Source organism: Streptomyces sp. NPDC028419 (genome assembly GCF_055565515.1).
The window spans coordinates 1-24,279 of the sequence record NZ_JBVHUE010000006.1 but is presented as its reverse complement, the minus strand read 5'-3'; the positions used below and the strand labels follow the sequence as shown (position 1 = coordinate 24,279).

Sequence of the window (24,279 nt, the reverse complement as noted above, 5' to 3'; positions counted from 1 at the left end):
ATGGCCGCATCCACGACGCCCACCCCCCAGGTCGTGCTCATCGGGCACGGGATGGTCGGCCAGCGCTACCTCGAAGCGCTCGCCGAGCGCGGCGCCACCGCCACCCACCGGATCACCGTGCTCTGCGAGGAGCCGCGCCCCGCCTACGACCGCGTCCACCTCACCTCGTACTTCTCCGGCAGCTCCGCCGAGGACCTGTCGCTGACCCCCGAGGGGTTCATGGCCTCCCACGGGATCGAGCTGCACCTCGACGACCCGGCGGAGCACATCGACCGGGAGGCGCGCACCGTCACCTCCCGCTCCGGGCAGGTCTTCCGCTACGACGTGCTGGTCCTGGCGACCGGCAGCTACCCCTTCGTACCTCCCGTCCCCGGCAAGGACGCCCCCGGCTGCTTCGTCTACCGCACCATCGAGGACCTCCTCGCGATCGAGGCGTACGCGAAGGGGCGGACCAGCGGCGCGGTCATCGGCGGCGGCCTGCTGGGCCTGGAGGCGGCCGGCGCGCTCCAGGGACTCGGCCTGGCCACCCGGATCGTCGAGTTCGCGCCCCGGCTGATGCCCGCGCAGATCGACGACGGCGGCGGCGCGGCCCTGCTGCGGACCATCGAGTCGATGGGCCTGACCGTGCACACCGGCGTCGGCACCCAGGAGGTGCTCACCGCGGCGGACGGCTCCGTCAGCGGCATGGCGCTCTCCGACGGCTCCTCGGTCGAGACCGAACTCGTCGTCTTCTCCGCCGGGGTCCGCCCCCGCGACCAGCTCGCCCGCGCGGCCGGCCTGGACGTCGGCGAACGCGGCGGCATCGCCGTCGACGCCCACTGCCGCACCTCCGACCCCCACGTCTACGCGATCGGCGAGTGCGCCCTGGCCACCGACGGCCGGGTCTACGGCCTGGTCGCGCCCGGCTACGAGATGGCGGAGACGGCAGCGGAGGACCTGCTGGGCCGCGACAAGCGGTTCACCGGCGCCGACCTCTCCACCAAGCTCAAGCTGCTCGGCGTGGACGTGGCCTCCTTCGGCGACGCCCACGGCGCCACCCCCGACTGCCTCGACGTCGTGTACTCCGACTCCCGCTCGGGGATCTACAAGAAGCTCGTCGTCTCCCCCGACGGGGTGCTGCTCGGCGGGGTCCTCGTCGGTGACGCCGACTCCTACGGGCTGCTGCGGCCGCTCACCGGCAGCGTGCCGCCCGCCGCGCCCGAACAGCTCGTCCTGCCCGCCGGGGTCGGCGCCGCCGTCCAGCTCGGCCCCGCCTCGCTGCCCGACCACGCGGTCATCTGCTCCTGCCACAACGTCACGAAGAAGGCCATCACCGCCTGCGCCACCCTGCCCGAGGTCAAGAAGTGCACCAAGGCGGGCACCGGCTGCGGCAGTTGCGTCAAGGTGATCGGCCAGCTGCTGCCGCCCGCCGCCGAGCAGGGGCTCTGCGCCTGCTTCCCCTACACCCGCGCCGAGCTGTACGAGATCGTCCGCACCCTGCGCGTGACCTCGTACGACGGCCTCCTCGACAGCCACGGTAGGGAGGCGGCGCGCGGCGGCAACGGCTGCGAGGTCTGCAAGCCGACCGTCGGATCGATCATCGCCTCGCTCGCCCCGACCGTGGGCGCGCCCGGCTACGTACTGGCCGGGGAACAGGCCGCGCTGCAGGACACCAACGACCACTTCCTCGCGAACCTCCAGCGCAACGGCTCGTACTCGGTCGTCCCGCGCATCCCCGGCGGCGAGGTCACCCCCGACAAGCTGATCGTGATCGGCGAGGTCGCCCGCGACTTCGGCCTCTACACGAAGATCACCGGGGGGCAGCGCATCGACCTCTTCGGCGCCCGGGTCGACCAGCTCCCGCACATCTGGGCCCGCCTGGTCGAGGCCGGCTTCGAGTCCGGGCACGCCTACGGCAAGGCGCTGCGCACCGTGAAGTCCTGCGTGGGGCAGACCTGGTGCCGCTACGGCGTCCAGGACAGCGTGCGCATGGCCATCGACCTGGAGCTGCGCTACCGCGGCCTGCGCGCCCCGCACAAGCTGAAGTCGGCGGTGTCCGGCTGCGCCCGCGAGTGCGCGGAGGCGCAGAGCAAGGACTTCGGGGTGATCGCCACCGCGAGCGGTTGGAACCTGTACGTCGGCGGCAACGGCGGGGCCACCCCGCGCCACGCCGACCTGCTGGCCCAGGACCTGTCGGACGCCGAACTGGTCCGCTTGATCGACCGGTTCCTGATGTTCTACATCCGCACCGCCGACCGGCTGGAGCGCACCTCGGCCTGGCTGGAGCGGCTGGAGGGCGGCCTGGAGCACCTGCGGGACGTGATCGTCCACGACTCGCTCGGGCTGTGCGGGGAGCTGGAGTCCCTGATGGCCGACCACGTGGCGCACTACCGGGACGAGTGGGCCGAGACGCTGCAGGACCCCGAGCGGCTGCGCCGGTTCGTCTCCTTCGTCAACGCGCCCGGCGCCCCCGACCCGACCGTGAAGTTCGTCGCGGAACGCGACCAGGTCAAGCCCGACCTGACCTTCTTGACCCTGGAACCCCTGGGAGGGACCCGATGACCGTAGAACTGCAGGTTCCGCAAGGCTGGCTGACGGTGTGCGAGTACACGGAGCTCACTCCGGGGCGCGGGGTCGCGGCCCTGCTGCCGGACGGAACGCAGGCCGCGGTGTTCGTCGACCGCGCGGGGCGTACGTACGCGATCGGCAACCAGGACCCCTTCACCGGGGCGCAGGTGCTCTCGCGCGGGCTGGTGGGCTGTGTGGAGGGCCGGCCGTTCGTGGCGTCGCCGCTGCTCAAGCAGCGCTTCGACCTGGCGACCGGGCAGTGCCTGGACGACGAGGAGGTGGCGGTCCGGACGTACCCCGTACGGACCGCCGCGACCTCACCCGTGCCGGCGGCCTAGGCCTGGACGGCGGCCGGGTCCATCCACATGATCTCCCAGGTGTGGCCGTCGAGGTCCTCGAAGGCCCTGCCGTACATGAAGCCGTGGTCCTGGGCCGCGCGGGGCTCGGTGGCACCCGCCCCGACGGCCCCGTCGACCAGCTCGTCCACGGCGGCCCGGCTCTCGGCGCTCAGACACAGCAGCACCTCGGTGGTGGCGGCCGTGTCCGCGATGGCCTTGTGCGTGAAGTCCTTGAAGCGGGCCTCGGTCAGGAGCATCGCGACGATGGTGTCGCTGATGACCATGGAGGCGCCGTTCTCGTCGCTGAACTGGGCGTTGAAGCCGTAGCCGAGCTTCGTCCAGAACGCCTTGCTCGCGTCCAGGTCCTTGACCGGCAGATTGACGAAAATCATCGTTGACATCTGGGGCTCGCTTCTCTCGCGCGGTGCGGTCCGGTGTTCCGGCGCCGTCCGGAGCGCCGGCGGCGTCCGGTGGCGTCCGGTGCTTACGAGGGGTAGACCGCGGCCCCGTCGGAAACTCATCGCCGCGGGGAAGACTTTTTTCACCGGCCTTCCGCGAGGGCGTTCTCACGCTCCGGCGCGCAGCTCCAGGGCGGCCAGCGCAATGAAACCGGTGCCGTCGCCGTCGCGCGTCCCGTCCGCCCCGGCCAGCCGCTTGTGCAGGGTGAGCGCGATCCGTTCGCCCTGCGCCTTGGCCCGCTCGGCGTTCGGCCCGCGGTGCAGTCCGTCGATGGTGGCGCGCCACAGCTGCACCCAGCGCCCGAAGTCGGCGGCGGTCATCGCCCGCGCGGAGTGCAGCGCGGCGTGCGGGGCGAAGGCGTTGCGGCGGTAGTCGGCGCTGCGGAAGAGGGCACGCTCCCAGAAGTCGGTGATCCGGGGCAGGTGCGTGTCCAGGTCGGTGCCCGCGACCTCGGTGAAGAACGGCCCGATGGCCGGATCGGCGAAGGCCGCCCGGTAGAAGCGGCGCAGCACGACGTCGAGGTCGGCGCGCCCCTGGATGTCGGCTTCGACGACGGTGCCTTCGACAGGGGAGGAGTCCATGCTTCCACCCTCCTGCGCCGCTCCCCGGCGCCCCAGGGCCCAAGGTCCCGCGCTCGCCGACGAGCGGCCCCCGAACGCCTCCCGGGGCCCCCGGGAGCCCCGCGGGGCTCCCGGGGGCCGTTCACGAGGCCACCGCGCCGCCCTTCAGCAGGGCCGCGCCCAGCGGGGTCACGGTGTGCAGCACCGCGCTGCCCCGGCGCAGGGTCGTCACCAGGCCCGCCTCCCGCATCACGCAGGCGTGCTGGCTGGCCGAGGCCAGGGAGACCCCGGCCCGGCGGGCCAGCTCGCTGGTCGTCGCGCCGTCCCCGATGGCCCGCAGGACCACCGAGCGGGTGTGCCCGACCAGCTTGCCCAGGGTCCGCTGGCGCTGCTCCTCCACGGGCCGGGCCGCCTCGCCGCCGGTCTGGGCCGAGGCGAGCTGCGCCGCGGCCGGGTAGACCAGTACGGGCGGCAGCTCCGGGTCGTGGAGCGTCACCGCCGTGCGCCGGCAGAAGAAGGACGGCTGGAGCAGCAGTCCTCGCCCGCGCAGCCGGACGTCCCGGTCCACCGGGTAGTCGCACTCCAGCACCGGCGCCCGCCACCGCAGCATCGGCGGCAGCGAGGCCAGCAGCTCGTCCGCGCCGCCGTCCAGCAGCGCGCGGCCCCTGGCGGCCCGCTCGGCCTCGATCTGCGCCTGGATGTGCGTCCAGTGCGGCTCCACGGCCGCCCGGTGGTACCCGCGCAGCTCGTCCATGAGCCGCGGCAGGTACCGGGGACCGTCGTCGACGAAGTCCCGTAACCGCGGCGAGGGCGGCGCCCCCTGCCCCAGCACGAGCAGCTCCCGACGCATCCGCTCGGGCCTGATCCCGCGCAGCGCGTCGAGCCCCGTGTCCCATCCGTACTGTCCTTCGACAGGGGTCAGGAAATCGGGGAAATAGCCGCGACTCGGTATGAGCGCGCCGAGCAAACGTGTTTCACTATTCAACCTGCTCCGCGTTGTAGTACGCCATTCACCGAACAACCGGACATCACGCCGGTCCCTTAAACGGTGAAAACTGAGAATCGTTTCCCACAACGCATCGGGACGCCCTGCCATCCGTACGCGTGCCAGGTCCACTCCAGTGAAATGGATACGAAGCACCGAACCCCCACCTGTGCAACCGCAATCCCCCCGCCTCATGAGTATGCATGCCGTCACACGACGTCACCACAGCCTTTCGGCCACAGTTGAAACCCCTTTCGGCGGGGGTGTGACAACCGAAATCCTGTACTCCGCCGGGCACACTCCGGCGCGACCGAAACGCTCCGCGAAGGCCGTGGGGGGCTTTGCGGGGCCTGGCGGTCGGTCGCACCGGGAAGCGCCGACGTGCCCGGCAGATTGTCAGCAGGCGGTGGACGGGTGGGGATCCGTCCACCGCCTGCTGACGTAAAGAGTTGTTGAACAATGTGCTTCTTCACACCGCGCTCTTCACGCCGCACTTGTTCACAACGCAGGCGCGCCCACCCCAGGGTGTCAGGGAACCCGGGGCAGGCGCGGTCTGAGGGGCGTGGGAGGCGGACACCGCACGCGCGGAGCGTGCGGAGCGGCGGCCACGCCGTAGGGGGTCAGCGGCTGTCGCTGCCCTTCGACTCGGCGGCGGCACGGCCCGCCTCCAGGCGCGCCACCGGGATCCGGAAGGGCGAGCAGGAGACGTAGTCGAGGCCGACCTCGTGGAAGAAGTGCACCGACTCGGGGTCGCCGCCGTGCTCGCCGCAGACGCCGAGCTTGAGGTCGGGGCGGGTCGCCCGGCCCGCCTGCACGGCGCTGCGGACCAGCGCGCCGACGCCGTCCTTGTCGATGGTCTCGAAGGGGGAGACCCCGAAGATGCCCTTCTCCAGGTACGCGGTGAAGAAGCTGGCCTCGACGTCGTCGCGGGAGAAGCCCCACACCGTCTGGGTCAGGTCGTTCGTGCCGAAGGAGAAGAACTGCGCGGCCTCGGCGATCTGACCGGCGGTCAGCGCGGCGCGCGGCAGCTCGATCATCGTGCCGATGGTCAGCTTGAGGCTGGTGCCGGTGGCGGCCTCCACCTCGGCGATGACCTGGTCGGCCTCCTCGCGGACGATCTCCAGCTCCTGGACCGTGCCCACCAGCGGGACCATGATCTCGGCCCGCGGGTCGCCCTTGGCGTTCTTGCGCTCGGCCGCGGCCTCGGCGATGGCGCGGACCTGCATGGCGAACAGGCCGGGGATGACCAGGCCGAGGCGGACACCGCGCAGACCCAGCATCGGGTTCTGCTCGTGCAGCTTGTGCACGGCCTGGAGCAGGCGCAGGTCGTTCTCGTTGTGGTCCTTGCGGGACTCGGCGAGGGCGACGCGCACCGACAGCTCGGTGATGTCGGGCAGGAACTCGTGCAGCGGCGGGTCGAGCAGGCGGACGGTGACGGGGAGCCCGTCCATCGCCTCGAACAGCTCGACGAAGTCCTTCTTCTGGAGCGGCAGGAGGGCACTCAGTGCCGCCTCCCGCTCCTTGTCGGTGTCCGCGAGGATCAGGTGCTCGACCAGCTCGCGGCGCTCACCGAGGAACATGTGCTCGGTGCGGCACAGGCCGATGCCCTGGGCGCCGAAGCGGCGGGCGCGCAGCGCGTCCTCGGCGTTGTCGGCGTTCGCCCGGACCCGCAGCCGGCGGACGCGGTCCGCGTAGGCCATGATCCGGTGCACGGCGGAGACGAGCTCGTCGGCGTCGTCGGCACCGGCGTGCATCCGGCCCTCGAAGTACTCGACGACCGGCGACGGTACGACGGGTACCTCACCCAGGTACACCTTGCCGGTGGAGCCGTCGACGGAGACGACGTCGCCCTCCTCGACGACCACGCCGGAGGCGGTGGTCATCCGGCGGCGCTTGGTGTCGACCTCCAGCTCCTCGGCCCCGCAGACGCAGGTCTTGCCCATGCCGCGGGCGACGACGGCCGCGTGCGAGGTCTTGCCGCCGCGCGAGGTGAGGATGCCCTCGGCGGCGATCATGCCGTCCAGGTCGTCCGGGTTGGTCTCGCGGCGGATCAGGATGACCTTCTCGCCGGAGCGGGACCACTTGACGGCCGTGTAGGAGTCGAAGACGGCCTTGCCGACGGCCGCGCCCGGGGAGGCGGCGATGCCGCGCCCGATCAGCTGCGAGGCGGCCGCCTCGTCGAAGCGCGGGAACATCAGCTGCGCGAGCTGGGCGCCGTTGACCCGCTGGAGGGCCTCGGCCTCGTCGATCAGGCCCTGGTCGACGAGCTGGGTGGCGATGCGGAAGGCCGCGCCCGCGGTGCGCTTGCCGACGCGGGTCTGGAGCATCCACAGCTGGCCGCGCTCGATGGTGAACTCGATGTCGCACAGGTCCTTGTAGTGCGTTTCGAGGGTCTCCATGATCTGCATGAGCTGGTCGTACGACGCCTTGTCGATCGACTCCAGGTCGGCGAGCGGGACCGTGTTGCGGATGCCCGCGACGACGTCCTCGCCCTGCGCGTTCTGCAGGTAGTCGCCGTAGACGCCCTGGTGGCCGCTGGCGGGGTCACGGGTGAAGGCGACGCCGGTGCCCGAGTCGGGGCCGAGGTTGCCGAAGACCATGGAGCAGATGTTGACCGCGGTGCCCAGGTCGCTCGGGATGCGCTCCTGGCGGCGGTAGAGCTTGGCGCGGTCGGTGTTCCAGGAGTTGAAGACCGCCTCGACGGCGAGGTCCATCTGCGCGCGGGCGTCCTGCGGGAACTCCCGGCCGGCCTCCTGCGCGACGATCTCCTTGAAGCGCGCGACGACCTTCTGCAGGTCGGCGGCGTCCAGGTCGGTGTCGACGGTGACCTTCTTGGCGGCCTTGGCCTCGTCGAGCGCGTCCTCGAAGAGCTCGCCCTCGACACCGAGGACCGTCTTGCCGAACATCTGGATCAGACGGCGGTACGAGTCCCAGGCGAAGCGGTCGTTGCCCGCCTGCGCGGCGAGGCCCTTGACCGACTCGTCGGACAGGCCGATGTTGAGGACCGTGTCCATCATGCCGGGCATGGAGAACTTCGCGCCGGAGCGCACGGAGACCAGCAGCGGGTCGTCCGACTGACCGAGCTTCTTGCCCATCTTCGCCTCGAGGGCGACCAGGTGGGCGCTCACCTCGTCGCGCAGCTCCACCGGGGCGTCGCCGCTCTCCAGGTAGACCTTGCACGCCTCGGTGGTGATGGTGAAGCCGGGCGGGACGGGGAGGCCCAGGTTCGTCATCTCGGCGAGGTTGGCCCCCTTGCCGCCGAGAAGGTCCTTGAGGTCCCGGTTGCCCTCGGTGAAGTCGTAAACGAACTTCTGATCTTTGTTTTCCGACACGGGTCTCGACTCCTCGAGGACTCGGGTGGCTGCCCTGACGGCCAGGAACATACCCAGATCGAAGGCTTATGGGTACGTCCACTTGGCGGTCACATGGCCGTAACCACCCGTGCGCCAGGAGATCGAAAGTAACTCGCGGGTAGCTGGAGCACCCCCAGAGCCTTCACATCCCGAAGCGAGAAGTGCTCGCTTCGGCTTGCTTGCGCTCGGATGAGCGATCATCGATACATTTGCGTTCAAGTCTTGAACGCACAAAGGGTGGCACCCAGTGCCACCCTTTGGAAGTCATAGCCGCGAAATGGGCGCTCATCTGAGCGCAACCCCACCCATGCGTGGCGTATCTCACGCCGCCCGAGGGGGTGCCGGAAGCCCTTTTCTCAGCCGCCGGACGTGTCCAGCTCGGCGTCCTCACTGACCCCGGCACAGTCGTAGGGATCCTTGAGCCAGCCTTCGGGGAGGACAACTCGGTTGTTTCCGGACGTCCGGCCGCGCGGACCGTCCGCGCTGTCCGGCCACGGCTGGTCCAGGTCGAGCTCGCTCAGATGAGCGTCCAGCTCGGCCAGGGAGGAGGTGACGGCGAGCTTCTGCCGCATCTCGGAGCCCACCGAGAAGCCCTTGGTGTACCAGGCCACGTGCTTACGGAAGTCGATCACCCCGCGCGCCTCGTCGCCGATCCACTCCCCCAGCAGCTGCGCGTGGCGGTGCATGGTCGCCGCGACCTCGCGCAGCGTCGGCTTGTGGAAGTCCTCGGGACGGCCCTCGAAGGCCGCCACGAGGTCGTTGAACAGCCACGGCCGCCCCAGGCAGCCGCGTCCGACCACCACGCCGTCACAGCCCGTCTCGCGGACCATGCGCAGCGCGTCCTCGGCACACCAGATGTCGCCGTTGCCGAGCACCGGGATCTCCGGCACGTGCTCCTTGAGCCGCGCGATGGCCTCCCAGTCGGCGGTGCCGCCGTAGTGCTGGGCGGTGGTGCGCCCGTGCAGCGCGATGGCGGTGACGCCCTCCTCGACGGCGATCCGGCCCGCGTCGAGGTAGGTGAGGTGGTCGTCGTTGATGCCCTTGCGCATCTTCATCGTCACCGGCAGATCGCCGGCGCCCGCGACCGCCTCGCGCAGGATCGCGCGCAGCAGGTTCCGCTTGTAGGGCAGGGCCGAGCCGCCGCCCTTGCGGGTCACCTTGGGGACCGGGCAGCCGAAGTTCAGGTCGATGTGGTCGGCCCGGTCCTCTTCCACGATCATGCGGACCGCCTTGCCGACCGTGACCGGGTCGACGCCGTACAGCTGTATCGAGCGGGGCCTCTCGCTCTCGTCGAAGTGGATCAGCTGCATGGTCTTCTCGTTGCGCTCGACCAGCGCGCGCGTCGTGATCATCTCGCTCACGAAGAGCCCCTTGCCGCCCGAGAACTCGCGGCAGAGGGTGCGGAACGGGGCATTGGTGATCCCGGCCATCGGCGCGAGCACCACCGGGGGCTGCACGGTGTGCGGGCCGATCGCGAGGGGCGGGGGGAGCGTGGTCATGCCCCCATTGTCGCCCAGCCGCGCCACGCACCTCATTTGTTTAGTTAGGCGTACTATCGGCATCATGCACGACGTGAGCCCCGGGCGCCGCATCCTGATCCTGGCCATCTGCTGCATGAGCCTGCTGATCGTCAGCCTCGACAACACCGTGTTGAACGTCGCGCTGCCATCCATGCGCCGCGAACTGGACGCCTCGGTCTCCGGGATGCAGTGGACGATCGACGCGTACACGCTGGTCCTGGCCTCGCTGCTGATGCTCGCCGGCTCCACGGGCGACCGGATCGGCCGCCGCAAGGTCTTCACCGCCGGACTCGTGCTCTTCGCCGCCGGATCGCTGCTGTGCTCGCTGGCCCCCAGCCTGGAATGGCTGGTCGTCTTCCGGATGATCCAGGCCGTCGGCGGCTCGATGCTCAACCCGGTCGCGATGTCGATCATCACCAACACCTTCACCGACCCGAAGGAACGCGCCCGCGCCATCGGCGTCTGGGGCGGGGTCGTCGGCATCTCCATGGCCGCGGGCCCGCTGATCGGCGGGCTGCTCGTCGACTCCGTCGGGTGGCGGTCGATCTTCTGGGTCAACCTCCCCGTCGGCCTCCTCGCCCTGCTCCTGACCCTGCGCTACGTCCCCGAGTCCCGCGCGGAGCGGCCGCGCCGCCCGGACCCGGTGGGCCAGCTGCTCGTCATGACCCTGCTGGGCTCCTTGACCTACGGGATCATCGAGGCGCCGGCCGCCGGCTGGGCCTCCCCGCTGACCCTGGGCTGCGCGGCGCTGGCCGTCGCCTCGCTGGTCGGCCTGCTCGTCTACGAACCCCGGCGGGCCGACCCGCTGATCGACCCCCGGTTCTTCCGGAGCGCGCCCTTCAGCGGGGCCACCGTGATCGCGGTCAGCGCCTTCGCCGCACTGTCCGGCTTCCTCTTCCTCAACACCCTGTACCTCCAGGAGGTGCGCGGGCTGAGCGCGCTGCACGCCGGGCTCTACATGCTGCCCATGGCCACGCTCACCTTCCTCATGGCCCCGCTGTCGGGACGGCTGGTGGGCTCGCGCGGGCCGCGGCTGCCGCTGCTGGTCGCGGGGGTGTCGATGGGGGCCAGCGGCCTGCTGTTCGCCGCCTTCGACGCCGCGGCCGGGGCCGCGCCGCTCTTCACCGGGTACGTGCTCTTCGGGCTCGGCTTCGGCATGGTCAACGCGCCCATCACCAACACCGCCGTCTCCGGGATGCCCCGCGCCCAGGCGGGAGTGGCGGCCGCGGTGGCCTCCACCAGCAGGCAGACCGGCGGCACGTTGGGGGTCGCGGTCATCGGCGCGGTGCTGGCGGCCGGGCTCGGCGGGCACGCCTACACGGCGACGGCCTTCGCGGACGCGGCCCGACCGGCCTGGTGGATCATCACGGCCTGCGGGTTGGCCGTCCTCGTCGTGGGCCTGCTGACCAGCGGCCGCTGGGCCCGGGCCACGGCCGTACGGACCTCCCGGACGCTGGAGAAGGTCCAGGCAGCCTGACCCCGGGGCCACCCTCCCCCGGTCCGCCCTGCTCCCGCCGCGGGGCTACTCGCCGCAGCTGAAGTCCGCGGCGTTCGTGTCGACCCGACCGAGCAGGTCGCGCAGCAGGTCGCGCTCCCCTTCCGACAGGCGGGCGAAGAGGACCTGCTCCACGGCGTCGAGGGCCTCGTTCGTCGTGCGCAGCACGTCCGCGCCGGCCCCGGTGATGGCGACGTTGTGACGGCGCCGGTCGGCCGGGTCGCGACGCCGCTCCACCAGGGCGGCGCCCTCCAGGTCGTTGAGGAGGCCGACGAGCACGCTCGGGTCCACCTCCAGCCGCTCGGCCAGGGCCCGCTGGCTCACGGGTCCCGATTCCAGGTGCAGCAGGGTCAGGACGTGCCGCGGGGTCAGGCCGGCGGCGTTGAGCGCCCGCCGCATGCGGGCCTCCGTGGCCGAACCGTGCCAGGCCAGCAGCATCCCGAGGCGCTGGGCGACGTGCTGGGCATCCTGAGCGGTCATCTCCTTACCGTAACAGTCAGGAAATGATTACCATCCATCGATCATTGATGCTATTCAATGATTAGCAATCCTCGATCGTTGGAGAACTTCATGTTCATCGCGTACGCCACCACCGCCACCCTCCTCGCGCTCATCCTGCTCACCTCCGCGACGCTCACCGCCCGCCGCGCGGAGCCGGTGGCCGCGAACATGCGCGCCGTGAGCGTGCCCGATTCCTGGCTGCCCCGACTGGCGGCACTCAAGGCGGCCGGCGCCGTCGGCCTCGTCGGCGGACTCTGGTCCACCCCCCTGGGCATAGCCGCCGCGACCGGCGTGACCCTCTACTTCATCGGCGCCGTCATCGCCCATCTGCGGGTCAAGCACTACGAACTCGCCCCGGCGGCCGTGCTCACGCTGGTCTCGGCCGCGGCCCTGACGCTCCGCATCGCCTCGGCGTGAGCGCGCCCGAGCGCCCGTTCGAGTGAAGGGGATGGAGAACGGGTGACAGATATTGAAATCTGTCACCTGTCATGCCATTCTTCTGGCATGACGACGAACGAGCACACGCAGAACGCCCAGACCACCCACCACCGCACCCTCGGCACCACCGGCCCGACCGTCCATCCGCTCGGCCTCGGCTGCATGGGCATGTCCGCCCTGTACGGCGAGGCGGACCGCTCGGAATCCATCGCCACCATCCACGCCGCCCTGGACGCGGGGGTCACCCTGCTGGACACCGGCGACTTCTACGGCATGGGGCACAACGAACTCCTGATCAACGAAGCCCTGCGGACCGCTCCGGCCGCCGCCCGGGACCAGGCCCTCACCAGCGTCAAGTTCGGCGCGCTGCGCACCGTCGAGGGCGGCTTCACCGGATACGACGGTCGCCCCGCGGCCGTGAAGAACTTCCTGGCCTACTCGCTCCAGCGCCTCGGCCGGGACCACATCGACATCTACCGGATCGCCCGCGTGGACCCGGACGTCCCGATCGAGGAGACCGTCGGCGCGATCGCCGAGGCCGTACAGGCGGGGCACGTCCGGCACATCGGGATGTCCGAGGTCGGCGCGGACACCCTGCGCCGGGCCGCCGCGGTCGCACCGATCTCCGACCTCCAGATCGAGTACTCCCTGATCTCCCGCGGCATCGAGGAGGAGATCCTGCCCACCGCCCGCGAGCTGGGCGTAGGCATCACGGCGTACGGGGTGCTCTCGCGCGGCCTGATCAGCGGCCACTTCACCCGCGACCGCGCCCTCGCCCCCGGCGACTTCCGCGGGATGAGCCCCCGCTTCCAGGGGGACAACCTGGACCGCAATCTCGACCTGGTCGACGCCCTGCGCAAGGTGGCCGACGACAAGGGCGTCAGCGTGGCGCAGACCGCCATCGCCTGGGTGCTCTCGCGCGGCGAGGACATCGTCCCGCTGGTGGGCGCGCGCCGCAGGGACCGGCTGGCGGAGGCCCTGGGCGCCCTCGACACCGTCCTCACCCCTGCCGATCTGGCCGCGATCGAGGCGGCCGTGCCCGCCGGCGCCGCGGCGGGCGAGCGGTATCCGGCGGCGCAGATGGCCCACCTCGACAGTGAGCACTGAGCTGCCGGTACGGTCGTAGACATGCCTCCCGCAGCTGCCGAACCCCTGACCCCCGAGCGCATCCTCGAAACCACCGAGGAGGTGCTGCGCCGCTTCGGCCCCACGAAGGCGACCGTGGTGGACGTGGCGCGCGCCCTCGGAGTCAGCCACGGCAGCGTCTACCGGCACTTCCCGTCGAAGGCCGCCCTGCGCGAGGCGGTCACCGACCGCTGGCTCTCGCGCAACGTGGTGATGTTGGAGGAGATCGTCTCGGCTCCCACCGCGACCGCCCCCTCCAAGCTGGAGGCGTGGCTGGAGGCGCTGTTCGAGACCAAGCGGCACAAGGCGGGCGCCGACCCGGAGCTGTTCGCCACCTACACCGTGCTGCTCGCCGAGAACAGCGGGGTGGTGGACGACCACCTCAGCCAGCTGATCGCCCAGCTGACCCGGATCATCGCCGAGGGCGTGGCCGCCGGATCCCTGGCCGCGCCGGACGTGCCGGCGGCCGCCCGCGCCGTCTTCGACGCCACCGGCCGCTTCCACGACCCGCAGTACGCGGCGGACTGGCTCTCGCCGACGATCATCACGGAGTTCGAGGCCGTCTGCGCACTCATCGTCCGGGGCCTGCGCGCCTGACGCCTCTCGCCCCGGGTGCCACGGACCGCCCAGCAGAGCCGGAACCGGGTGGTCCGGACAGCTTGGTGATCATTTTGTGCGGCAGGCCGTTGCCCTGACCGGGCATCGTCTTTACGTTCCCCTTACCGCACTTCATCAGGCATGCCTCAGGGGGAACGTTGTCCGCTCAAGAAACACCGGCAACACAGGCCGCACCACCGGCCCGTTCGGGCTCGGCCACGGCGATCGGCTGGATCGTGACCATCGTCTTCAACGTGGTCGCGCCGATCGTCACCTACAACATCCTCACCGGCCGGGGGTGGACGGAGTTCACCGCGCTGCTGTTGAGCAGCGCCTGGCCGGTGGTCGACACCGTCGTCTCGCTCGCCTGGCGCCGCCACATCGACGAATTCGCCATCGTCACCCTGGTGTTCCTGGTGATCACCGCCCTGGTCACCCTGGTCGGCACCCACTCGGCCCGCGCCCTGCTCGTCAAGGACTCGGCCGTGACCGGCCTGTTCGGCACGCTGTGCGTCGCCACGCTCTTGGCGCCGCGGCCGCTGATGTTCTACTTCGGCCGCAAGTTCGGCACCGACGGCACCGCCGCGGGCGTGGCCCACTTCAACGGGCTGTGGCAGTACCCGGAGTTCCGTGCGTCGATGAGGAAGATGACCACCGTGTGGGGCGTCGCCTACCTGGTCGAGGCCGCGCTGCGCGTGGTGCTGGCGTACACGCTGACCACCGACACCATGGTGGTCCTCAGCCCCGTCCTGATCTACGGCTTCCTCGTGGCGCTGATCTTCTGGACCATCCGCTACTCGAAGCGGAAGCAGGCCGAGGGCGCGGTCAGGGCCGCCGCGCGCGAGGCGGCCGAGCGGGCCGTCGCCAGCACCGCCTGATCCGGAGGGACACGACGAAGGGGTGGCCCGGTGCGCTGTGCGCACCGGGCCACCCCCGTTCGTACAGGTGGCCCTAGCAGCCGAGCAGGCGGCTGCCGAGGTAGCTCTGGATCTGGTCCAGGGAGACGCGCTCCTGCTTCATGGTGTCGCGCTCGCGCACGGTCACCGCGTTGTCGTCCAGGGTGTCGAAGTCGACGGTGACGCAGAACGGCGTACCGATCTCGTCCTGGCGGCGGTAGCGGCGGCCGATGGCACCCGCGTCGTCGAACTCGATGTTCCAGTTCTTGCGCAGGTCGGCGGCGAGGCCCTTGGCCTTCGGCGAGAGCTTCTCGTTGCGCGACAGCGGCAGCACCGCGACCTTGACCGGCGCCAGGCGCGGGTCGAAGCGCATCACGGTGCGCTTCTCCATGGCGCCCTTGGCGTTGGGGGCCTCGTCCTCGTTGTACGCGTCGAGCATGAAGGCGAGCATCGCGCGGTTCACACCGGCGGCCGGCTCGATGACGTACGGGGTGTAGCGCTCGCCCGACTCCTGGTCGAAGTAGGTGAGGTCCTGGCCCGAGGCCGCGGAGTGCGCCTTGAGGTCGAAGTCGGTGCGGTTGGCCACGCCCTCCAGCTCGGAGAACTCGTTGCCACCGAAGTTGAAGCGGTACTCGATGTCAGCGGTGCGCTTCGAGTAGTGGGACAGCTTGTCCTTCGGGTGGTCGTACCAGCGGATGTTCTCCTCGCGGATGCCGAGGTCGCGGTACCAGTTCCACCGCTCCTGCATCCAGTACTCCTGCCACTGCTCGTCCTCGCCCGGCTTGACGAAGAACTCCATCTCCATCTGCTCGAACTCGCGCGTGCGGAAGATGAAGTTGCCCGGCGTGATCTCGTTGCGGAAGGACTTGCCCATCTGGGCGATGCCGAAGGGGGGCTTCTTGCGGGAAGTCACCTGCACCTGGGCGAAGTTGGTGAAGATGCCCTGGGCGGTCTCCGGGCGCAGGTACGCGACGGAACCGGCGTCCTGGGTCGGGCCGAGGTGGGTCTGGAGCATGCCGGAGAACTGCTTGGGCTCGGTGAACTGGCCCTTGTTGCCGCAGTTCGGGCAGTTGATGTCGGCCAGGCCGTTCGCGGGGAGGCGCTTGTGCTTCGCCTCGTACGCCTCCTCCAGGTGGTCGGCGCGGTAGCGCTTGTGACAGGAGGTGCACTCGGTCAGCGGGTCCGAGAAGGTCGCGACGTGGCCCGAGGCCTCCCAGACCTCACGGGCCAGGATCACGGAGGAGTCGAGGCCGACGATGTCCTCACGACCGGTGACCATCGAACGCCACCACTGGCGCTTGATGTTCTCCTTCAGCTCGACTCCGAGCGGGCCGTAGTCCCAGGCAGCCCTGGAGCCGCCGTAGATCTCACTGCACGGGAAAACGAAGCCACGGCGCTTGCTCAGGCTGACGATGGTTTCGATCTTGTCGGCGGCCACGGTGCTCTCTTCATTACGAGGACGAACGGCGAAGCCTTTAGGTTACCGGCGCGCCCACCCCCTCCTTCAAATCGGATCCCCTTAAAGCGGCCGCAGGGGCTCCGCTGCCCAGCTTGTTGACAATCGTTTCCATCTTTGATGAAAATGGATGTCATGAACGTACGACGCCTCATACCCACCGCCGCCCTCGCCACCGCCGCAGCCCTCGGCGCCGCGGCCCTCACCGGCTGCTCCGGCACCGCCGCCGCGGGCACCGACAAGGACGGCAGACTCAGCGTGATGGCGTCGTTCTACCCGATGCAGTTCCTCGCCGAGCAGATCGGCAAGGACCACGTGAAGGTCGATTCCCTGACCAAGCCGGGCGTCGAACCGCACGACCTGGAGATCACCCCCCAGCAGACCGCCCGCCTCGGCGAGGCCGGCCTCGTCGTCTACCTCAAGAGCCTGCAGCCCGCCGTCGACAAGGCCGTCGCGCAGACCCCCGCCAAGAACGTCGTGGACGCCGCCACCCTCACCAAGCTGGAGGTGCACGACGCCTCCGGCCACGACCACGCCGAGGGCGAGGCGGACCACGGGCACAGCCACGGCGAATCCGGTCAGGACCCGCACGTCTGGCTCGACCCGGTCAAGTACGCGGAGATCGCCAAGGGCGTCGGCGCCGCGATGGAGAAGGCCGACCCGGACCACGCGGCGGACTACAAGAAGAACACCGACGACCTCGTGGCCAAACTGGGCGCGCTGGACACCGAGTTCAAGGACGGCCTGAAGAACACGGCCTCCAAGACCTTCATCACCACCCACTCCGCCTTCGGCTACCTCGCCGCGCGCTACGGCCTCGACCAGGAGGGCATCTCCGGCGTCGACCCCGAGTCCGAGCCGACCCCCGCCCGGATGAAGCAGCTCCAGGACGTCGCGAAGAAGGACAATGTGACGACCGTGTTCTTCGAAGCGCTGGCCAGCGACAAGACGGCCAAGACGCTCGCCCGCGACACGGGACTGAAGACCGACGTCCTCGACCCGCTCGAGGGAATCACCGACACGTCCCAGGGCGCTGACTACTTCGCGATCATGCGGTCCAACCTCAAGAACCTGCAGAAGGCGCTCGGCAACAAGTAATGGCAGCAGTAGCAGCAACGGAGGCGCGAGCCATGGAATCCACGGCAGCCGCGACAGCGGCGGAGCAGCCCGTCATATCCCTGCGCGGGGCCACGGCCACGCTCGGCTCGCGCCCCGTGCTGCGCGGGGTCGACCTCACCGTGCGGCGCGGTGAGGTCGTCGCCCTGCTCGGCGCCAACGGCTCCGGCAAGTCCACGGCCGTCCGCGCCGTCGTCGGCCAGGTCCCGCTGACCGCCGGCACGCTCTCCCTCTTCGGTACGGACTTCAAGCGCTTCCGGCAGTGGTCGCGCATCGGCTACGTCCCCCAGCGCACCACCGCCGCCAGCGGCGTCCCGGCCACCGTGCGCGAGGTCGTCTCCGCCGGCCGCCTGGCCCTCACCCGCTTCGGACGGCTGCGCGCCGCCGACAAGGCGGCCGTGCAGCGCGCCCTCGCCCTGGTGGACATGGACGGGTACGCCGACTCCTCGGTGAACGCCCTCTCCGGCGGCCAGCACCAGCGCGTGCTCATAGCCCGGGCCCTCGCCGTGGAGCCCGAGCTCCTGATCATGGACGAGCCGATGGCGGGCGTCGACCTCGCCAACCAGGAGGTCCTCGCGAACGCCCTGCGCGGCCAGGTGGAGGCCGGGACCACCGTCCTGCTCGTCCTGCACGAGCTGGGCCCGCTGGAGCCCCTCATCGACCGGGCCGTCGTCCTGCGCGACGGCTGCGTCACGCACGACGGACCGCCCCCCGAGGCCCTGGGCCAGCACGCGCTGCCCGGCCACGACCACGTACACCCTCACGCGGCCCACGACGCCGAACCGATCCGGACGGGACTGCTGAGCTGATGGACCTCCTCACCTACCCCTTCATGCAGCGGGCGCTGATCGCCGCGGCCCTCGTCGGCATCACGGCCCCCGCCATCGGCACGTACCTCGTCCAGCGCCGCCAGGCGGTCATGGGCGACGGCCTCGGCCACGTCGCCATGACCGGTGTCGCGCTGGGCTTCCTGCTCCAGAGCAGCCCCGTCTGGATGGCCACGCTGGTCGCCGTCATCGGCGCCGTCGGCATGGAGCTGATCCGCGCGCGCGGCAAGACCAGCGGCGACGTCGCGCTCGCGATGCTCTTCTACGGCGGCCTGGCGGGCGGCGTGATGATCATCAACCTGGCCCCGGGCGGCTCCACCGCCAAGCTGCTGGGCCCGATGTTCGGCTCGATCGCCGCGGTCGCCCCCGAGGACGTCACCGCGATGGCGATCCTGTCCGCCTTCGTCCTCGCCATCACCATCGGCCTGCGCCGCCAGCTCTTCGCGGTCTGCCAGGACGAGGAGTTCGCCCGGGTCGCCGGCCTGCCGGTGCGCTTCCTGAACCTGATGATCGCGATCACCGCGGCCGTCACCGTCACCGTCGCCATGCGCATCGTCGGCCTGCTGCTGGTCAGCGCCATGATGGTGATCCCCGTCGCGGCCGCCCAGCGACTCACCCGCGGCTTCGCCGCCACCCTGGGCCTGGCCATGGCCCTCAGCCTCACGATCTCGCTGACCGGCACGGCCGCGACGTACTACATCGACGTTCCCTCGGGCGCCATGATCGTGCTCCTCGCCATCGCCGTCTTCCTGGTGCTCTCGCTCGTCTCCACCCCGCTCGCCCGGCGGCGGGCCCGGGCCGCGCGCGCCACCGAACAGGTCTGCACCCGGGACGACGTGAAGGTCCAGTAGCGCTCCGGACGGGGTACCCGGGACCGCCGGACTGGCACAATGGCACGACGGCCCTAGACGAGGAGGACCCGGTGGCGACTGCCCCTGGCGAGATGAACACCGCGCCAGTACGAGGGCGCTCGACCCGGCAGCGGGCCGCCGTCGCGGCCGCGCTGGACGAGGTGGACGAGTTCCGCAGCGCCCAGGAGCTGCACGACATGCTCCGCCACCGCGGCGACTCCGTGGGCCTCACCACGGTCTACCGCACCCTGCAGTCCCTGGCCGACGCGGGCGAGGTCGACGTGCTGCGCACCAGCGACGGCGAATCCGTCTACCGGCGCTGCTCCACCGGCGAGCACCACCACCACCTGGTATGCCGCAAGTGCGGCAAGGCCGTCGAGGTGGAGGGCCCGGCCGTGGAGAAGTGGGCCGAGACGATCGCCGCCGAGCACGGCTACGTGAACGTCGCCCACACCGTGGAGATCTTCGGCACCTGCGCGGACTGCGCCGCGGCGGGCTGATCCGGCGCCGGCGGCGGGCTCAGCGCCGCCGCAGGTTCCGGTCCAGGATCGCCCGCAGCCGCTCCAGGTCGGCGGGGTCCGCGACCCCGCGCTTGGGGAGCACCGTCATGGCCACGGAGCGCTTGTCGTCGCTCAACATGACAAATGTCGCGGGCGTTTCCACGTAGGTCGGTTGCAGCGCCCAGGCGATCCGCGTCTCGCTGTCCGCCGTGGTCACCCGTAGCCCGGCGTCACCGACCACGGCCCGGGTCTCCCCCATCTTGGCCAGCAGGCCGCCCATGGTGCGCGCCGTGAGCTGCGGCCCGTAGAACGCCAGGGCCAGCATCAGCAGCCCGGCGCACGGGAACACCAGCCGCGAGGCGTCGAACGGACCCTTCGCGAACAGCGCCAGGCCGCTGACCAAGGTGATCAACAGCCCGGCGCTCAGCAGCAGCCACCGCTGGAGTCGCCCGGAGCCCGTGTGCCGGGCCCGGGCGCGCAGCGCCTCGGCCAGGTCCTGCGTGGTGGGCCGGTAGACGAGTTCCACGGATCGCTCCGCCCCGCCGTCACCGGCCCCCACGCTCATGTCATGTGCCTGATCCCCACCCGTGTCCATGGCGGTGAGGATAGGCCCCGCTCAGCCCGGCTGTCCGGGGATTTCCGGCGTGTTCGGCAGCGCCCCGCCGAAGCGGCGGTCGCGCTGCGCGTACTCCAGGCAGGCCGCCCAGAGGTTGCGCCGGTCGAAGTCCGGCCACAGCACGTCCTGGAAGACCATCTCGGCGTAAGCGCTCTGCCAGAGCAGGTAGTTGGAGGTGCGCTGCTCACCGCTGGGCCGCAGGAAGAGGTCCACGTCCGGCATGTCCGGGTAGTACATGTACTTCGCGAAGGTCTTCTCATTGACCTTCGACGGGTCGAGGCGGCCCGCCGCCACGTCGCGGGCGATCGCCTGCGCCGCGTCCGCGATCTCCGCCCGACCTCCGTAGTTCACGCAGAAGTACAGCGTCATCGCGTCGTTGTCGACGGTCTGCTCCTGCGCGACCTGGAGTTCCTGGACGACCGACTTCCACATCTTCGGCATGCGGCCGACCCAACGGATGCGGATGCCCAGCTCGTTCATCTCGTCGCGCCTGCGCCGGATGACGTCGCGGTTGAAGTTCATCAGGAAGCGCACCTCGTCGGGCGAGCGCTTCCAGTTCTCCGTCGAGAAGGCGTACAGGGAGAGGTTCTTGACGCCCATCTCCAGGCAGCCCTTGAGCACGTCGAGCACCACGCCCTCGCCGACCTTGTGCCCCTCGGTGCGCGGCAGGCCGCGCTCCTTGGCCCAACGGCCGTTGCCGTCCATGACGACCGCGACGTGGTTCGGGATCAGTTCGCCGGGAATCTTCGGCGGGCGCGCACCGGACGGGTGCGGCTCCGGAAGCTTGTAGTCCCTGCGGCTGCGTCCCAGGATCCCGCGTCGTGCCATGTGTCCAGCTCCTATTTCTCGACGTATCGCAGGGAGCGTAGCCCGCGCTCCAGATGCCAGTGCAAATAGGCGGAGACCAAGCCGCTCCCCTCCCGGACGTGGCGCGCCTCGCAGGCGTCCGCGTGCGCCCAGTCCCCGGTGAGCAGGGCGCTGAGCAGTCCTACGGCCTCCGACGAGGGTACGACGCTGCCGGGCACCCGGCAGTCCCCGCAGACGACCCCGCCCGCGGCGACGGAGAAATGCCGGTTGGGTCCGTGGATCCCGCACTTCGCGCAGTCCGTGAAGCTGGGGGCGTAGCCGTTGACCGCGAGGGAGCGCAGCAGGAAGGCGTCGAGGATGAGGTTGGGCGCGTGCTCGCCGCGCGAGAGGGTGCGCAGGGCGCCGACGAGCAAGAGGTACTGCTGTACGGCGGGCTCGCCCTCCTGGTCGGTGAAGCGCTCGGCCGTCTCCAGCATCGCGGTGCCGGCGGTGTAGCGGGCGTAGTCCACGACGATGCCGTTGCCGTAGGGGTGGATGATCTCGGTCTGGGTGCACAGCGGCAGGCTGCGGCTGACCAGATCGCTGCCCCGGGCGAAGAACTGCACGTCGGCGTGGGAGAAGGGTTCCAGCCCGGCGCCGAACTTCGACTTGGTCCGCCGCACGCCGCGGGCCACGGCCCGGACCCGGCCGTGGCCACGGGTCAGGAGCGTGATGATGCGGTCCGCCTCACCCAGCTTCTGGGTGCGCAGCACGATGCCGTCGTCGCGGAACAGACTCATGGCCCCATTGTCCCGTACGGCACTGACAGACCACGGACGCCGGTGTCCCCGGACCGGCGGAGGGAGCCGGTCCGGGGACGGTCCGAGCCGACGGGTCAGACGGTCGGCGCCGGGGCGCTCTCGCCCTCCGTCGCCTGCGCCGGCACGACCGCCTCGGGTACGGGCGCCACCGCGTGCGGGTCGCCCTTCGACAGGCCGTTGAAGAGCAGGTTGAGCACGATCGCGGCCGTGGCACCGAGGGTGACGCCGCTGTTGAGCAGCGAGGCCGTGTCCACGCTCATGTGCTTCTCGAAGAAGGCCGGGACGGTGGCCGGGAAGAGCGCGAAGGCGAGCGAGACGCCGACGATCAGCGCGTTCTTCTCCTCCTTGAGGTCCACCTTGCCCAGGGTCTGGATGCCCGCCAGGGCGACCATGCCGAACATCACGGTGGCCGCGCCGCCGAGGACGCCCGGCGGGATCGCCGCAACGATGGCCGCGGCCTTGGGCAGCAGCCCCAGGATGATCATGATCACGCCCGCGGCGACCACCACGAACCGGCTCTTGACCTTGGTGACCCGCACCAGCCCGACGTTCTCGGCGAAGGCGACGTAGGGGAAGGAGTTCAGCAGACCGCCGATCGCGGTGGCCGCGCCGTCGGCGCGCAGGGCGCGGGCCACGGTCTCGCTGTCGATGTCCTTGCCGACGATCTCGCCGACGGCGTAGGTGTCACCGGTCGTCTCGACCATGGTGATCAGCATGACGATCAGCATGAGGAGGATCGGGAACCACTCGAACTTCGGGGCGCCGAAGTGGAAGGGCGTGGTGACCCCGACCCAGTCGGAGGCGCTGACGGCGTCGAACTTCGCGTCACCGAGGGCGAAGGCGACGAGGGTGCCGCCCACCAGGCCGAGCAGGACGGCGATGCTGGACAGGAAGGGCTTGCCCAGCCGCATCACGACCAGGACGAAGAGCATCGTGCCGGCGGCGTAGGCCAGCTGCGTGGGGTCACCGCCGTCGCCGACCAGCGGCGCACCGCCGACGACGTCCTTGAGGGCGACCGGCAGCAGGACGATGCCGAGGATCGTGATCACCGTGCCCGTGACGACGGGCGGGAACAACGACATCACGACCTTGAACACCCGGGCGGGCATCCAGGCGAAGGCGAAGGTCGCGATGCCCGCGGTGATGACGGCTCCGTAGATCACCAACAGGGCGGCCGTCCCGCCGCCCGCGCCCAGTCCGATGGCGATCATCGGGGACACGGCGGTGAAGGTGACGCCCTGGATGATCGGCAGCCGCGCACCGATCCGGCCGATGCCCCAGGCCTGGATGATCGAGGCGATGCCGCAGGTGAAGAGGTCCGCGTTGATCAGGTAGACCAACTGCTCGGGGGTGAGCTTGAGCGCGCTGCCGACGAGGATCGGAACGATCACCGCACCGGCGTAGAACGCGAGCACGTGCTGGAAGCCGTACAGCGCGAGCTTGGGGAGGGGGAGCACCTCGTCGACCGGGTGCGTGCTCTGCTCTCCGTTGGTGGAAAGCCGGGCGGCGACACGTGCCATCTCTGCCTTGCCCTTCAAGAGGTAGGTAAGCGAGAGGAATGGGGGATCTGGGACCTGGTTATCCCTGGGACGGAGTGGGTCGCGAACCCGTTGATCCGCCAGGGTTGTCAGTGCGTTCACGCGAATCGAAGCCGCGCCGTGTTACGGGCAGCCGCTCGCCGTGTGACCGGAATTGAACGCCTGTGGGGGGCTTCCCAGATATCGTCGACTTCCACAAATTGTTGAGGTTTCGCGCACCCATCCATGGAGGTTCCTCCACTAGCGGCCGCGACCAGGACGGCGTATGCGAAACCCGCGCCCCCAACCCCCCTCCCCCTGTCGCGCCAGCGAACCACCACCCCACCCAGACGCCTGACGTGCGAGAACACCGAGCACGCCCCTTCCACCCCGCAAACCAGAACCACCCCGAACGCCAGTCCAATTGGTGGATACCCCAACCCCGGAGCGATCACCTCCACCCATCCGACGACACCTCTCAGCCACCCACGAGGCCGGATCGTTACCGACCCCCAGCCCCATACGCCCCGCTTTACCCCCGAGCCATGCCCAACGCGGCTCCGCCGCGAAGGCCGGATCACACACATTCGGGGTCGGAGAGGCCCCGGGGGCTGCCCGCCAGTTCCACTGTCTCTCCGCGCCGGGGCGCCCTATCAAGGGCGCTCCCTACGGTCGCGTCGCTGCGCGATGGCCTACGGCCACCCTTGACAGCCCACCCCGTCACGGAAAGCCAAGAACTGCCGGGAAGCCCCCGGAGGAAGGGCAGGGGGGAACGAGACCATCAACCAGGGTTCCGGGCGCCTGGGGCGGGGGCTCCGAGTGCGGCCATGCCGCGCCCTCCGGGCGACAAGACAACGACCACAAGACACAAGCACGCCTGCAGATCGCTACGCGCTTCTCCGAGAGAAGCGCCTGCAGGCTGTTTTGGGCTGGTGGGGGGTACGGGAGGGGTGGAAGCTCGGCCCCACCGAGCAG

Annotated in this window: 22 protein-coding genes; 11 read left to right on the top strand and 11 right to left on the bottom strand. The window is 70.4% G+C overall.

Annotated elements, in window-relative coordinates; genetic code table 11:
* Positions 1-2,541 (top strand): nitrite reductase large subunit NirB, encoded by a 2,541-nt coding sequence (gene nirB, locus ACZ4UB_RS09110; RefSeq protein ID WP_468069280.1) that lies wholly within the window; start codon positions 1-3, stop codon positions 2,539-2,541.
* The gene (nirD, locus tag ACZ4UB_RS09105; RefSeq protein WP_354380163.1) at positions 2,538-2,885 is read left to right on the top strand and encodes a nitrite reductase small subunit NirD; all 348 of its coding nucleotides are present in this window, start codon (positions 2,538-2,540) and stop codon (positions 2,883-2,885) included. The genes nirB and nirD overlap by 4 nt, the downstream gene beginning before the upstream one ends.
* Here nirD and ACZ4UB_RS09100 read toward each other — a convergent pair.
* From ACZ4UB_RS09100 to dusB, 5 genes are all read right to left on the bottom strand, one after another.
* Complete coding sequence (locus tag ACZ4UB_RS09100) at positions 2,882-3,286, bottom strand: VOC family protein (protein WP_468069278.1); 405 nt, start codon at positions 3,284-3,286, stop codon at positions 2,882-2,884. The genes nirD and ACZ4UB_RS09100 overlap by 4 nt on opposite strands.
* A gap of 165 nt (positions 3,287-3,451) precedes the next feature.
* On the bottom strand, positions 3,452-3,925 hold the full coding sequence (locus ACZ4UB_RS09095; protein ID WP_468069277.1) for a group III truncated hemoglobin: 474 nt from the start codon (positions 3,923-3,925) through the stop codon (positions 3,452-3,454).
* A 121-nt stretch (positions 3,926-4,046) separates the two neighbouring features.
* Positions 4,047-5,045 (bottom strand): ArsR/SmtB family transcription factor, encoded by a 999-nt coding sequence (locus tag ACZ4UB_RS09090; protein WP_354380166.1) that lies wholly within the window; start codon positions 5,043-5,045, stop codon positions 4,047-4,049.
* Positions 5,046-5,509: 464 nt separating this feature from the next.
* Entirely contained in the window at positions 5,510-8,221 is a 2,712-nt protein-coding gene (gene ppdK, locus ACZ4UB_RS09085) for a pyruvate, phosphate dikinase (RefSeq protein ID WP_468069274.1), read from the bottom strand.
* Positions 8,222-8,598: 377 nt separating this feature from the next.
* Positions 8,599-9,741: a tRNA dihydrouridine synthase DusB gene (dusB, locus tag ACZ4UB_RS09080; protein WP_468069272.1), complete on the bottom strand. Its 1,143-nt coding sequence runs from the start codon at positions 9,739-9,741 to the stop codon at positions 8,599-8,601.
* A gap of 64 nt (positions 9,742-9,805) precedes the next feature.
* Between dusB and ACZ4UB_RS09075 the strand changes: the two genes are divergently transcribed.
* A complete protein-coding gene (locus tag ACZ4UB_RS09075) occupies positions 9,806-11,239 on the top strand; it encodes an MFS transporter (RefSeq protein WP_468069271.1) in 1,434 nt (477 codons plus the stop codon).
* Between the two features lie 45 nt (positions 11,240-11,284).
* Here ACZ4UB_RS09075 and ACZ4UB_RS09070 read toward each other — a convergent pair whose 3' ends face one another.
* Complete coding sequence (locus tag ACZ4UB_RS09070; protein WP_467958208.1) at positions 11,285-11,737, bottom strand: MarR family winged helix-turn-helix transcriptional regulator; 453 nt, start codon at positions 11,735-11,737, stop codon at positions 11,285-11,287.
* A 78-nt stretch (positions 11,738-11,815) separates the two neighbouring features.
* Here ACZ4UB_RS09070 and ACZ4UB_RS09065 point away from each other — a divergent pair, with 78 nt between their 5' ends.
* The 4 genes from ACZ4UB_RS09065 (at position 11,816) to ACZ4UB_RS09050 (ending at position 14,796) form a co-directional block, all read left to right on the top strand.
* The gene (locus tag ACZ4UB_RS09065; RefSeq protein ID WP_468069269.1) at positions 11,816-12,175 is read left to right on the top strand and encodes a DoxX family protein; all 360 of its coding nucleotides are present in this window, start codon (positions 11,816-11,818) and stop codon (positions 12,173-12,175) included.
* An 87-nt stretch (positions 12,176-12,262) separates the two neighbouring features.
* On the top strand, positions 12,263-13,303 hold the full coding sequence (locus tag ACZ4UB_RS09060; RefSeq protein WP_468069268.1) for an aldo/keto reductase: 1,041 nt from the start codon (positions 12,263-12,265) through the stop codon (positions 13,301-13,303).
* 21 nt (positions 13,304-13,324) lie between these two features.
* Positions 13,325-13,918: a TetR/AcrR family transcriptional regulator gene (locus tag ACZ4UB_RS09055; protein WP_468069266.1), complete on the top strand. Its 594-nt coding sequence runs from the start codon at positions 13,325-13,327 to the stop codon at positions 13,916-13,918.
* A gap of 158 nt (positions 13,919-14,076) precedes the next feature.
* On the top strand, positions 14,077-14,796 hold the full coding sequence (locus ACZ4UB_RS09050) for a VC0807 family protein (protein ID WP_468069264.1): 720 nt from the start codon (positions 14,077-14,079) through the stop codon (positions 14,794-14,796).
* A gap of 73 nt (positions 14,797-14,869) precedes the next feature.
* On the opposite strand, the gene ACZ4UB_RS09045 is transcribed toward ACZ4UB_RS09050, so the two are convergent.
* Positions 14,870-16,252 carry a glycine--tRNA ligase gene (locus ACZ4UB_RS09045; protein WP_354380175.1) on the bottom strand — a complete coding sequence of 461 codons (1,383 nt, stop codon included), beginning with the start codon at positions 16,250-16,252 and terminating at the stop codon, positions 14,870-14,872.
* A gap of 153 nt (positions 16,253-16,405) precedes the next feature.
* Here ACZ4UB_RS09045 and ACZ4UB_RS09040 point away from each other — a divergent pair, with 153 nt between their 5' ends.
* The 4 genes from ACZ4UB_RS09040 to ACZ4UB_RS09025 all read left to right on the top strand — a co-directional run bounded on the left by ACZ4UB_RS09040 (position 16,406) and on the right by ACZ4UB_RS09025 (position 19,564).
* Positions 16,406-17,368 (top strand): metal ABC transporter substrate-binding protein, encoded by a 963-nt coding sequence (locus ACZ4UB_RS09040; RefSeq protein WP_468069263.1) that lies wholly within the window; start codon positions 16,406-16,408, stop codon positions 17,366-17,368.
* Positions 17,369-17,400: 32 nt separating this feature from the next.
* Positions 17,401-18,195 carry a metal ABC transporter ATP-binding protein gene (locus ACZ4UB_RS09035; protein ID WP_468069262.1) on the top strand — a complete coding sequence of 265 codons (795 nt, stop codon included), beginning with the start codon at positions 17,401-17,403 and terminating at the stop codon, positions 18,193-18,195.
* On the top strand, positions 18,195-19,064 hold the full coding sequence (locus ACZ4UB_RS09030; RefSeq protein ID WP_468069261.1) for a metal ABC transporter permease: 870 nt from the start codon (positions 18,195-18,197) through the stop codon (positions 19,062-19,064). Before ACZ4UB_RS09035 ends, ACZ4UB_RS09030 begins: the two co-directional genes overlap by 1 nt.
* A 71-nt stretch (positions 19,065-19,135) precedes the next feature.
* Complete coding sequence (locus ACZ4UB_RS09025; RefSeq protein ID WP_354380179.1) at positions 19,136-19,564, top strand: Fur family transcriptional regulator; 429 nt, start codon at positions 19,136-19,138, stop codon at positions 19,562-19,564.
* 19 nt (positions 19,565-19,583) lie between these two features.
* Here the strand turns inward: ACZ4UB_RS09025 and ACZ4UB_RS09020 are convergent, their stop codons facing one another.
* The 4 genes from ACZ4UB_RS09020 to ACZ4UB_RS09005 form a co-directional block, all read right to left on the bottom strand.
* Entirely contained in the window at positions 19,584-20,159 is a 576-nt protein-coding gene (locus tag ACZ4UB_RS09020) for a YcxB family protein (protein ID WP_468069260.1), read from the bottom strand.
* 21 nt (positions 20,160-20,180) lie between these two features.
* Entirely contained in the window at positions 20,181-21,008 is an 828-nt protein-coding gene (locus tag ACZ4UB_RS09015; protein ID WP_354380181.1) for an isoprenyl transferase, read from the bottom strand.
* A gap of 11 nt (positions 21,009-21,019) precedes the next feature.
* A complete protein-coding gene (gene recO, locus ACZ4UB_RS09010) occupies positions 21,020-21,766 on the bottom strand; it encodes a DNA repair protein RecO (protein WP_354380182.1) in 747 nt (248 codons plus the stop codon).
* A 95-nt stretch (positions 21,767-21,861) separates the two neighbouring features.
* Positions 21,862-23,307 (bottom strand): nucleobase:cation symporter-2 family protein, encoded by a 1,446-nt coding sequence (locus ACZ4UB_RS09005; protein ID WP_468069259.1) that lies wholly within the window; start codon positions 23,305-23,307, stop codon positions 21,862-21,864.
* Between the last annotated feature and the right edge of the window lie 972 nt (positions 23,308-24,279).